This window comes from Bacillus sp. RO1 (assembly GCF_012524115.1).
Classification (GTDB): Bacteria; Bacillota; Bacilli; order Bacillales; family Bacillaceae_I; genus Sutcliffiella_A.
In genome coordinates this window covers 1-10,181 of the sequence record NZ_JAAZWB010000055.1, presented here as the reverse complement: position 1 = coordinate 10,181, position 10,181 = coordinate 1, and the positions used below count along the sequence as shown (strand labels likewise).

The following is a 10,181-nucleotide window of genomic DNA, read 5'->3' as shown; positions in this document are numbered from 1 at the left end:
AATGTTCAGGGGGATTGGTGTTGCCAGAGAGTCATAGGAGTTCAATGAGGACAATGTTTAGGGGTATTGGTGTTGCCAGGGAGTCATAGGAGTTAAATGAGGACAATGTTCAGTTGTATTGGTGTTGCCAGGGAGTCATAGGGTGTCAATGAGGACAATGTTCAGTGGTTTTGGTGTTGCCCGGTAGTCATAGGGAGTGAATGAGGACAATGTTCAGTGGTTTTGGTGTTGCCCGGTAGTCATAGGGTTTCAATGAGGACAATGTTCAGGAGTATTGGTGTTGCCCTGGAGTCATAGGGTTTAAATGAGGACAATGTTTAGGGGTATCGGTGTTGCCCGGGAGTCATAGGCAACGTATGAGGACAATGTTCAGGAGTTTTGGTATTGCCCGGTAGTCATAGGCAGCGTATGAGGACAATGTTCAGGAATTTTGATGTTGCCCGGGAGTCATAGGGTCGCAATGAGGACAATGTTCAGGAGTTTTGGTATTGCCCGGTAGTCATAGGGTCGCAATGAGGACAATGTTCAGGAATTTTGGTGTTGCCAGGGAGTCATAGGGCCGCAATGAGGACAATGTTCAGTAGTTTTGATATTTACCGGTAGTCATACAGGTGATTCCGTGGCAAACAGAATCAAAGTGTTTGAAACAGAATCTAATGCTATCCATGAATATGGGTAGCTTTCTTCTTATGACTTTTATATAATTCAAAGCAGAACATGTAGGAAGTGATACATAATGTTGAATAGAAAAATCGGGTTTATCGGTAGTGGAAAGATGGCTGAGGCCATTATTGGGGGACTCATAAAGTCAGAGCTTGTTCCTGCCAATCAAATTTTCGCCAGTGCCAAAACAAGAGAAACGATAAATAAGATGGCAGATAAGTACGCTGTTGAAACAACGATTCAAAACAGAGAAGTAGCTGCAATAGCTGATATGCTAATATTGGCTGTGAAACCAGATCTGCACAAAATGGTAATAGAAGAAATTTCAGACGTAATCAAAAGTGACACTGTCGTCATTACTATTGCGGCTGGTATCTCATTGGATTTTCTTGAGTCAGCTTTTGGGAAAACTATTAAAGCGGTACGTGTAATGCCGAATACCCCTTCCTTAGTAGGCGAAGGCATGAGTGCGATTTGTGCAAATGAGTCAGTAAATGATAATGAACTCCAAAACGTCATCAGTCTTTTTGAAAGCTTTGGTAAAGCAGAGGTATTACCTGAAAAGCTGATGGATGCTGTTCCTGCTGTAAGCGGATCCTCGCCGGCCTATGTGTATATGTTTATTGAAGCGTTGGCGGATGGGGCGGTCCAGCAGGGAATTGCACGAAGCCAAGCTTATACAATGGCAGCCCAGGCCGTCCTTGGTGCCGCGAAGATGGTTCTTGAAACAGGCAAGCACCCTGGAGAGCTAAAGGACAATGTGTGTACCCCGGGTGGAGCTACGATTGAGGCTGTCACAACTTTGGAGAAGAAAGGCTTCCGGTCTGCGGTAGTCTCTGCAATGGAAGCTTGTACGGAAAAGTCAAAAAAACTGAAAGATACTAAATAAAAGCAACCCACTCACCACAAGGTAGAGTGGGTTGCTTGCTTATTCAAACAACTCCAGAAACTCCCCGTACCCTTCTGCTTCAAGTTGTTCTTTCGGTACAAATCGGAGCGCAGCAGAGTTCATGCAATATCTTAAACCTGTTGGCTCGGGGCCGTCATCAAAAACATGACCCAAGTGAGCGTTTCCGAGTTTACTGCGGATTTCGGTTCTTACAGAGAAAAGACTGCGGTCTTCAAGCTCCACTATATTTTCTTCAACTAACGGCTTGGTAAAACTTGGCCAACCTGTGCCAGAATCATATTTATCGGTAGAACTGAACAATGCCTCCCCTGAAATTAAATCTACATAAATGCCTTCTCCTTTAAAGTCCCAATATTCATTATTGAATGGTTCTTCTGTTCCATCCTCCTGTGTGACGTAATATTGTTCAGCAGTTAAAACGGAACGTAATTCATCTTTAGATAAATGGAGAAGGGTTATGCCATCATCCTCTATTTCCGGAGTGACATTACGGTCCTCTCCCCACACTTTATCAAGAAACTCGTCACGGCCTGAGTTGTCTCGGTAAAAGTCATAGCGGACAGGGTTTTTGAGATAATAATCTTGATGATAGTCTTCTGCAATATAAAAGGTTTCTGCGGCCCTGATCTTCGTCACGATCGATTGATCAAACCGCCCAGAGGCGATTATCTCTTCTTTTGATTTCTCAGCGAGTTGCTGCTGCTCTTCGCTATGATAGAAGATTTCAGAACGATAAGGTGTCCCTTTATCGACGAATTGACCCTTGTCATCAGTGGGATCGACTTGTCTCCAGAAAACATCTAACAAAGTATCATAATTTATAACATTAGGGTTATAGGAAACAATTACAGCCTCCACATGACCTGTCTCTCCCGTTGTTACTTCGTTGTAGGAAGGATTTTCCACATTTCCGCCGGTATAACCTGAAACCACGTCGTATACACCAGGAAGTTTTTCGAATGGGGGTTCCATACACCAGAAGCAGCCACCTGCAAATGTGGCATAGGCAATGTTTTCACTTTCCTCAAGCTCAAAAGGCAAACTCCCCACAGATTTTTGTGTTACAGTTGCATACATTTTGGGTAAAAAGAAGTAGGCGGCAAGGCAAGCAATTACAAGAAGTAGACCCCAGAATTTTTTACTCATCACAGACTCCTTTTTAATGTCGTTATTTCCATTATAACGTAAGCGTTTCACAGACCTCTACTAATGATATGCTTCTTCAAAATTTTCCATGTTTTGATTTCGTGTACAATCTATATTACTATTGTAATAGATTTGATTGAAAAATCATCTTCAACAATGGAGGACTTCAATGAACATATTCTTAACTGGTGCTACTGGATTTTTAGGGGGAAGGCTGATTCGCAACCTCTTGGAAGGAGAGCACACGGTATATATATTAGCTAGAAACATGAAAAAAGCAACGGCATTGAAAGAAAACTTGCCTGATTCTTTGCAAGAGCGGGTTACCATCCTAAAAGGGGATATTGTTAAGCCGGAATTTGGTTTATCAGCTGATCAATTTGCTGCAATTACGAACAAAATCGATATTTTCTACCATCTTGCAGCATTAGTGAAATTCGATCATCATTTACGAGATACACTTATGGAAATGAATTACCAAGGAACGAAACATGCTTTAGAAGTTGCTACCACAATTGGGGTGAAAAGATTTATTCACGTTAGCACCGCTTACACGGTGGGAGTATCTAATGCAGGTAAGGAAGAACTTTATAACTTACAACAGAACTTCAATAATCCTTACGAGGAGAGCAAGGCCCTTGCTGAACATGAAGTAATGAGATATCAAGGCGTAATGGACGTTTCCATCTTTAGGCCTGCCATCATCGTCGGAGATTCTAAGACTGGTGAAGCGGACTCAAACTTTACTCTTTACGGATTTATGAGAGGTCTCGAGATTTTCAAACGAAAACTTGAGCGCAAAAATTACGAGGAAAAAGTCCACCTGATCGGTTCCAAAGATGGTACTTCCAATCTTGTTCCCGTTGATTATGTGGCCGATATTTTAACGATTGCAGCTCAAAAAGCGGAGAAGAACACCATCTACAATATTACCAATCCCACGCCGCCAACCAATAGGGAAATACTTGAGACGATAAAAGAACACCTGCAGTTCCATTCACTGGGGATTTATGAGAAAGATACAAATTTTTCTTTAACATCGGTGGAATTACAGTTGAATAGTATGATAGATGTATTTGGTCCTTATCTTGATCGCAGTATTTCATTTTCGGATCAAAACACTCAAAAACTACTAAAAGATAGTCCTGTTTCTCATTTGAACATGACAAAGGAAATATTGGAAATTATTATCCGTGCTTATTTTGAACCAGAAAAGGAAAAAGTGGAAATTTAAAATAAGTTTGAAGGAAAGAGTGAAGGCCGTTGCATAGGTTTTCACTCTTTTTTTGTTTATAATAAATAAATAAATAACCTACATACAATTTTCTCCTTATATGAGGGCGCAAGAAGCAGGTGATAGTATGACGATGAAAAATATACTGGCAGTTTTTTTAGGAGGGGCAATCGGTACCCTGTTAAGGTATGGGGTTACTTTAGGTACTGCTGACCTTGCTTTTCCAGTAGGGACACTTCTTGTGAATTTCGTGGGAAGCTTCTTTCTGGGTACCTTTACAGGATGGATTATCCAAAGAAAAGTAAAAGAATATTTGAAAGTTGGGTTTGGTACTGGATTGTGTGGGGGTTTTACGACGATGTCTACTTTAGCTGCAGATGTATTCTTACTTGAGGCACATTCTACCATTCTGACTACTACTGTTTATTTGTTCTCGTCCATTGCAGGCGGGCTTTTATTTGCTTTCCTTGGTCTTCTACTAGGACATTCTGCTAGGAGGTTAATATGAGTCAAATGGGATTGAATTTTTTACTTGCCGTTGGAGGAGGGGCTGGGGCCTTGTGCAGATATTTGCTTGGATTGGCTCTTATGAAAAAGTTTCCTACTCCGCGTATCCCAATAGCAATGCTCATTGTAAATATCTTAGGTTCTTTTGGATTAGGCTTGCTAAATGGGTATCTAGATTCAAAGGATTTTTATAACGACGCTTTGTTTGTTCTTCTTGGTTTTGGTTTCTTTGGTGCATTTACTACTTTTTCCACATTTAGTGTGGAAGCTGTACAGTTAGTCATGGATAAAAAGTATCAATATGCCCTTATTTATCTAAGCTTAAGCATTTTGGGTTCTATTATAGGATTTCTATTTGGTTATTTAATTAAAGTCTTATGAAACACCGCTGTTGATCTCCGCAAATGGCTTCGCTTCCTAGGGGCACTGGTGGAACCTCCTCGCTTTGCCTTCGGGGTCTCCACCTAGCGCTAACTCCCTCATGAGTCTTCGCCTTTTGCTCCAATCCACAGCTATAAATCTTTTAATATTCTTAGTTAGTACGAATAACGTTTCTGGTGACGAGATCACTTTTTTTTACTTGGGCAGGTAGCGTTAGAATTATGGACTTTCTGATCCACTGATTTCGATATTGAAGATCTCCACCATGAGCCAGCAAGATCGTATAGGCAGAATAGAGATTGGTATCTGCTTCATTTGGACGTAAATCTTGTAATTGGAGCAATGTTTTTATCGGGTCTTTTTCAGCGTTACCGTCTTTCATGACTAACTCAAATATTACTTCTGTGTGTTGAAGATAGTGGTTAAGCTGAAGTCGTTTCGTCACACCTTCATTTGAATGGATACAAAACCTAATGATGGTTGAGAAAGATTCTGCAAGTAGATTTAGGTTTCCATTTAACCTTAAATTTCGCTCGCTATTAATTTGAAAATCTATGTTGTGACTGTTCGCATATATTTGGATGTCTGATGCCACAAGATCAAGCAGTTCCTTCGACGAAAGTGGCCTTGAAGAGAATGTTTCTGTCTTAGCGAGTTTAATATAGGAATCAATTATTTTTTCGGCACGGTTCAGCTCTGTCAAAATGATGGGGACATATTCCTTATTGGCCCTATTGTGTTCTGCCCCAAGCAATTGAATAAATCCTTTCACCATGGTTAATGGTTGTTGAAACTCTTTGGATACTTCGTCAGCAATGGTGTTGATATGGTAGAGCTTTTTCATTTTCTTATATCGATTCTGTAATTGCTCTAATCCACAAAAATACTCAACGATGAAAAATAAAAGCAAAGTAGAGCCAATAAATACGATATCTGTGCTTACGATACTCATCCATTCTTTGTCTAAAATAACGAAAGTAATGCCATGTAATACAGCTCCAATTCCTGCGATGGTTGAAATCAGTAAGTATTTGAAAGAGTTTGAGTACACCCTCCACTTCGCCTGAACCAATAATGGCAAAACAGATAGAAAAGGGATTAGAAAATAAGCATGTAAGTAGTTAATGGGAGATGGAAAAATTAAGGGATAGATAAATAAAGCAATGACCGTCAATATTCCAGCTAGATACCCACCATATAATATAGACATGATAACTGGAATACCACTTAAGTAAAAAGTGGTGTCACTTGCGACAACTATAGGAAATGCCGAACACAGAAGGGCTGAAATGGTACAATAAAAAAAGACTGCAAGTTGCCTTCTAAATTCTGAAGGCTTTCTAAAACGCTTATGTACCAATGAATAGTATAAAAGAAGAGGAACAAACAAAAAAAACAGTTGCAATAAAATATCTTTCAAAAAGTTCATGTCGAGACCCCTTACCCGGATGCTATATGTACTTTTATTCATTAACAAAGTACCATAAATTGAAAGAAAATTCTATACAATTGAAGAAAAATGTAGAAATGAGGAGGAAATATTATGAAGGAAAAAAGTGATTTACTAGAATTATATAGGCTCCTATGGAATAACCGCTCCTTGGAGAGCATAGATGGTTGTGATGAAAAGGAACTAGTTAAACAAGCGATTAGAAGGGAACTAAAGGATGAATTGACACACCCAAGAACGAGAAGGCAACCGATAGAGAAATATTATTTAGCGGTTAAAAGAATAATCGAGTCGAAAATAAACGCATCTGAACAATTATTGCTCATTAAAGAATTTACGATTGCTTTAGATGAAATAAAAAAAGAAAGCTGACCATTCAAGTATCATGGCAGCTTCTTCTATAATCCAAATATGGAACGAAATACATTGCGGCGCTTTTGTTGTGGAGGTTGGTCAAAGATAAGTGGGGGTTCCATTTTTTTTGCGGGGGCTTGCAATTGATCTAACATACTCTCTAGTCTGTCCACTTTCTTTGTGAGTTCTTCTATCTCTTTTCTCTGTTGTAGCAGTTGATAGGATACTACTTCATCAGCCTTTTGCTGAATCATTTGCTCTGTTCTGCTCACTCTCTCAGTCAAAGTTACCAGCTGATGATCAATTGCTTTGCTTTTTTTACTTCCAACATTCATGGTTTCAAAATGTACTTCTTTGCTATCTGTGTCAAAGTCGACGTCCAATGCACCTGCTACCTCAGAGGTTGATTTAAGTGTTTCAAGACGCGCCAGTGCTTCTTCATCATAAACATAATGGCCATAATCATTTTTGCGACAAGGGATATCGTATTTTTGGACCCACTTACGAACTGTTCTTGGTGCCATACCTAATTCTTTTGCCACTTCATGTGTCTTTAATTCCATTCAAACTCCCTCCCTTTACTAAATGGTATTTCTCCATTCAAAAGCAACTTCCTCCATGGTAGACAAAAGTAGTGATTGTTCGGCAAAAATAGTTGAAATCTTGCAATGATTTATCTTTTGTCTGCAAATAAAGGAAAAATTTCCTATAGAAATATGCCTAGATAACTATAAAAAGAGGTTACGAAAAGATGGATATCCTTTTATAATAGGAAGACAGGGTTCAGGCGCTTTGACGAAGTGGTTTACTTATAGTAATCTGAATATTTAAAATAGAAAACAAAGCGAAGGAATGATCCATATGATAAATCTAGAACAACCAACAGTTAAGTCAACTAAAATGGATATAGGGAGTAAGATTAAATTTTTTCGCATTCAAAAAGGGTTAAAACAAGACGATCTTGCAAGAGGAATTATTTCCGTATCTTACCTATCAAAAATAGAAAATAACCTAACCTCTCCTAGTGAAGAAGTGTTGAGGCTGTTATGTGAGCGTCTTGAAGTAAGTCTTATTGAACAGCAGGACGATACGATTCTTCAAGAACTTATGTCATGGTACAAGTTAATGACTACAAGTGAAAGTCAGGAAATAAAGCGCAGGTATGAGGGCCTGGTTAAAAAAATTCAATCCGTTAACACAAAGACATATATGTATTTTGTATTGTTCGAGTTGCGATATCATCTTTACCTTAAAAACATGGAACAATCTAGGGCGCTTATCGAGAAGTTACAACAATTTCTTGATATCTTTGATATTCACATGCATTACTATTTTCAAAAATTCCATTCTATTTACGAATATAGATTGAACAATTTTGTTCAGGCACTTGAACACTTAAAGGTAGCCGAGCAATTATTGCAAAGGAATTCCAATCTTGAAAAATCAGAAGAGGCCGACCTCTACTATCTCTTCGGTCTTACATATAGTCAAACGATGAAGGAACCACTGAGCATCACCTACACCACTAAAGCACTCCAAGAATTCCAAGCTATCTATGATTTTAAAAGAAGTGCAGAGTGCCAAGTGTTATTAGGCATCTGCTATCGTAGAATTGGAGAATACGACCGCTCGGAAAAAAGTTACCTTCTTGCTCAGAAACTGTCAGAGTCCCTTAATGATATGTACCTTCAATCCCTCATCTATCATAATCTTGGAAAGCTATACTCCATTCAAGGCCAGCATGTAGAAGCAATCAATGAATATGAAAAAAGCTATTTTCTAAAACAACAAGATAGACCACTAAGTAAGCTAACTTCTATCTATTGTATATTACTTGAATATGATAAACTCCGTGATTACACAGAGTGCAGAAAATGGCTCACACTTGGCCAGGACCTTTTATCGGATTCAGAAGATGCCATTGAATATCATTATTACTTTTCCATCCATGAATGCATTCTTGAAGGGGATTATGTGAAATTCGATCAGATATTTTTGGAACAAGCCTTGCCATATTTTCAAGAGAAGGATCTTAAGGAGCCGCTAATTATTTATGCTGAACGTCTGGCTCAATATTTTGAAGCCAGTTATAAATATAAAAAAGCAAGTTATTACTATTCTCTAGGATATAAGGAACTAAAGAAACAAATTTTTCTATAAGAAGGAGATGGGTCATATGAAAAAACGATTGGTTCTGTTGGGGTTGGCGTTTTTCTTACTATTCGGGGGTGCCACAGTATTTCAGGAGGCAGGTATAGATCCAAGGCAGGAAGTTTTATTAGCTACAAAGGATCAGCATCCGGACCCTATTCCGGAGGGATGATTTTAATTAATTGACCTTACTCAATAGAGTTGGGTCTTTTTTTTATAGGCTCTGTTAAACACCGCTGTTGATTTCCGCACTAGGCTTCGCTTTCCTAGGGGCGTTTGGGGAGCTTCCTCGGAAAAGCGCCTGCGGGGTCTCCCCTAAACTCTATTTCCCTCAGGACAAGGAAGGCTTCGACAGCGAAGCATCGCACGAAGAAAATGCGTAGCATTTTCGAGGAGTCTTCGCCTATTGCTCCAATCAACAGCTAGGTTGTTGCAAAAATCAACAATTTGCTTTAACAGAGCCTTTTTATAAAAAACATATTCGATAGTTTTGATTCGAGATATTTGGGTACAAGATAAGTTAGAAGGTAATAGTATTCTAGAACTGCAAACATGAAGAAGCCTTTCAAAACGAGTAAAAGGAGTGTTTGACAATGACGACGAATGTAAAATTGGCCATTATCTATTACAGTTCAACAGGTACGAACTACAAGCTGGCAAAAAAGGCAGAAGAGGAAGCAATGGCAAGCGGTGCAGAGGTAAAGTTGGTAAAGGTACCAGAGCTTGCCCCCCAACAGGCAATTGACTCGAATCCAGCTTGGAAGCAGCATTTGGAGGAAACAAAGGATGTACCGGAAGTAAGTTTAGATGACCTTACATGGGCAGATGCCTATATATTCAGTGTCCCAACCAGATATGGAACAATTCCTGCACAAATGAAGCAATTCCTTGATACAACAGGAGGACTTTGGGCTGAAGGGAAACTCGCAAATAAAGTTGCAAGTGCCATGACATCTGCAAGCAATCCTCACGGAGGCCAAGAACAAACCATCTTAAACCTTTATACCACTATGTATCATTGGGGAGTTATTATCGCCGCCCCAGGTTATACAGACAACTCTATTTTTAAAGCTGGCGGAAATCCTTATGGAACAAGTGTGACAGCCGATCAAGAGGGTAACTGGAAAGAGGATGTCGCTGTAGCAGTCAAACATCAGACAAAACGAACCCTTCAGGTTGCAAGTGCCATCAAGAACGGGATGCAATAGAACCAAACAATAAGAGGCTGGGACAAAAGTGTTTTAGTCTAAATAAAACCCGAACTAATTTAAAATCTTAAATTAGTTCGGGTCTTTTTTCGTTTAAAAGATACATTTATTTTTTGGGTTGCACCAGCTGTTGATTGGAGCAAAAGGCGAAGACTCCTGAGGGAGATAGCGGTAGCT

11 protein-coding genes are annotated in these 10,181 nt (G+C 39.3%); 8 read left to right on the top strand and 3 right to left on the bottom strand.

What is annotated here, in order from left to right:
• Positions 1–739: 739 nt before the first annotated feature.
• Positions 740–1,552, top strand: a complete 813-nt coding sequence (gene proC / locus HC179_RS06955; protein WP_168863680.1) for a pyrroline-5-carboxylate reductase — start codon at positions 740–742, stop codon at positions 1,550–1,552.
• A gap of 39 nt (positions 1,553–1,591) precedes the next feature.
• Here proC and msrA read toward each other — a convergent pair whose 3' ends face one another.
• Positions 1,592–2,719, bottom strand: a complete 1,128-nt coding sequence (gene msrA / locus HC179_RS06950; protein ID WP_168863678.1) for a peptide-methionine (S)-S-oxide reductase MsrA — start codon at positions 2,717–2,719, stop codon at positions 1,592–1,594.
• Positions 2,720–2,888: 169 nt separating this feature from the next.
• On the opposite strand from msrA, the gene HC179_RS06945 reads away from it, so the two are divergent.
• The 3 genes from HC179_RS06945 (at position 2,889) to crcB (ending at position 4,841) form a co-directional block, all read left to right on the top strand.
• Entirely contained in the window at positions 2,889–3,953 is a 1,065-nt protein-coding gene (locus tag HC179_RS06945) for an SDR family oxidoreductase (RefSeq protein WP_168863677.1), read from the top strand.
• A gap of 127 nt (positions 3,954–4,080) precedes the next feature.
• Positions 4,081–4,461: a fluoride efflux transporter FluC gene (locus HC179_RS06940; RefSeq protein ID WP_168863676.1), complete on the top strand. Its 381-nt coding sequence runs from the start codon at positions 4,081–4,083 to the stop codon at positions 4,459–4,461.
• Positions 4,458–4,841 (top strand): fluoride efflux transporter CrcB, encoded by a 384-nt coding sequence (gene crcB / locus HC179_RS06935; RefSeq protein WP_481747958.1) that lies wholly within the window; start codon positions 4,458–4,460, stop codon positions 4,839–4,841. The genes HC179_RS06940 and crcB overlap by 4 nt, the downstream gene beginning before the upstream one ends.
• Before the next feature lie 151 nt (positions 4,842–4,992).
• On the opposite strand, the gene HC179_RS06930 is transcribed toward crcB, so the two are convergent.
• Entirely contained in the window at positions 4,993–6,270 is a 1,278-nt protein-coding gene (locus HC179_RS06930) for a histidine kinase dimerization/phospho-acceptor domain-containing protein (protein ID WP_168863675.1), read from the bottom strand.
• A gap of 114 nt (positions 6,271–6,384) precedes the next feature.
• Here HC179_RS06930 and HC179_RS06925 point away from each other — a divergent pair, with 114 nt between their 5' ends.
• Entirely contained in the window at positions 6,385–6,663 is a 279-nt protein-coding gene (locus HC179_RS06925) for a hypothetical protein (protein ID WP_168863674.1), read from the top strand.
• Positions 6,664–6,689: 26 nt separating this feature from the next.
• Here the strand turns inward: HC179_RS06925 and HC179_RS06920 are convergent, their stop codons facing one another.
• Complete coding sequence (locus HC179_RS06920) at positions 6,690–7,208, bottom strand: MerR family transcriptional regulator (protein WP_168863673.1); 519 nt, start codon at positions 7,206–7,208, stop codon at positions 6,690–6,692.
• Between the two features lie 298 nt (positions 7,209–7,506).
• On the opposite strand from HC179_RS06920, the gene HC179_RS06915 reads away from it, so the two are divergent.
• The 3 genes from HC179_RS06915 (at position 7,507) to wrbA (ending at position 10,004) form a co-directional block, all read left to right on the top strand.
• Positions 7,507–8,805 (top strand): helix-turn-helix domain-containing protein, encoded by a 1,299-nt coding sequence (locus tag HC179_RS06915; RefSeq protein ID WP_168863672.1) that lies wholly within the window; start codon positions 7,507–7,509, stop codon positions 8,803–8,805.
• A 16-nt stretch (positions 8,806–8,821) separates the two neighbouring features.
• Positions 8,822–8,968, top strand: a complete 147-nt coding sequence (locus HC179_RS06910) for a hypothetical protein (RefSeq protein ID WP_168863671.1) — start codon at positions 8,822–8,824, stop codon at positions 8,966–8,968.
• Between the two features lie 421 nt (positions 8,969–9,389).
• Entirely contained in the window at positions 9,390–10,004 is a 615-nt protein-coding gene (gene wrbA, locus HC179_RS06905) for an NAD(P)H:quinone oxidoreductase (protein WP_168863670.1), read from the top strand.
• The last annotated feature ends 177 nt before the right edge of the window (positions 10,005–10,181 follow it).

What these genes read in the sequence shown, in the direction of transcription:
- HC179_RS06910 (WP_168863671.1), top strand. Translation starts at nt 8,822, where the DNA reads ATGAAAAAACGATTGGTTCTGTTGGGGTTGGCGTTTTTCTTACTATTC.
- HC179_RS06940 (WP_168863676.1), top strand. Translation starts at nt 4,081, where the DNA reads ATGACGATGAAAAATATACTGGCAGTTTTTTTAGGAGGGGCAATCGGT.
- HC179_RS06945 (WP_168863677.1), top strand. Translation starts at nt 2,889, where the DNA reads ATGAACATATTCTTAACTGGTGCTACTGGATTTTTAGGGGGAAGGCTG.
- HC179_RS06930 (WP_168863675.1), bottom strand. Translation starts at nt 6,270, where the DNA reads ATGAACTTTTTGAAAGATATTTTATTGCAACTGTTTTTTTTGTTTGTT.
- HC179_RS06920 (WP_168863673.1), bottom strand. Translation starts at nt 7,208, where the DNA reads ATGGAATTAAAGACACATGAAGTGGCAAAAGAATTAGGTATGGCACCA.
- crcB (WP_481747958.1), top strand. Translation starts at nt 4,458, where the DNA reads ATGAGTCAAATGGGATTGAATTTTTTACTTGCCGTTGGAGGAGGGGCT.
- wrbA (WP_168863670.1), top strand. Translation starts at nt 9,390, where the DNA reads ATGACGACGAATGTAAAATTGGCCATTATCTATTACAGTTCAACAGGT.
- HC179_RS06915 (WP_168863672.1), top strand. Translation starts at nt 7,507, where the DNA reads ATGATAAATCTAGAACAACCAACAGTTAAGTCAACTAAAATGGATATA.
- HC179_RS06925 (WP_168863674.1), top strand. Translation starts at nt 6,385, where the DNA reads ATGAAGGAAAAAAGTGATTTACTAGAATTATATAGGCTCCTATGGAAT.
- msrA (WP_168863678.1), bottom strand. Translation starts at nt 2,719, where the DNA reads ATGAGTAAAAAATTCTGGGGTCTACTTCTTGTAATTGCTTGCCTTGCC.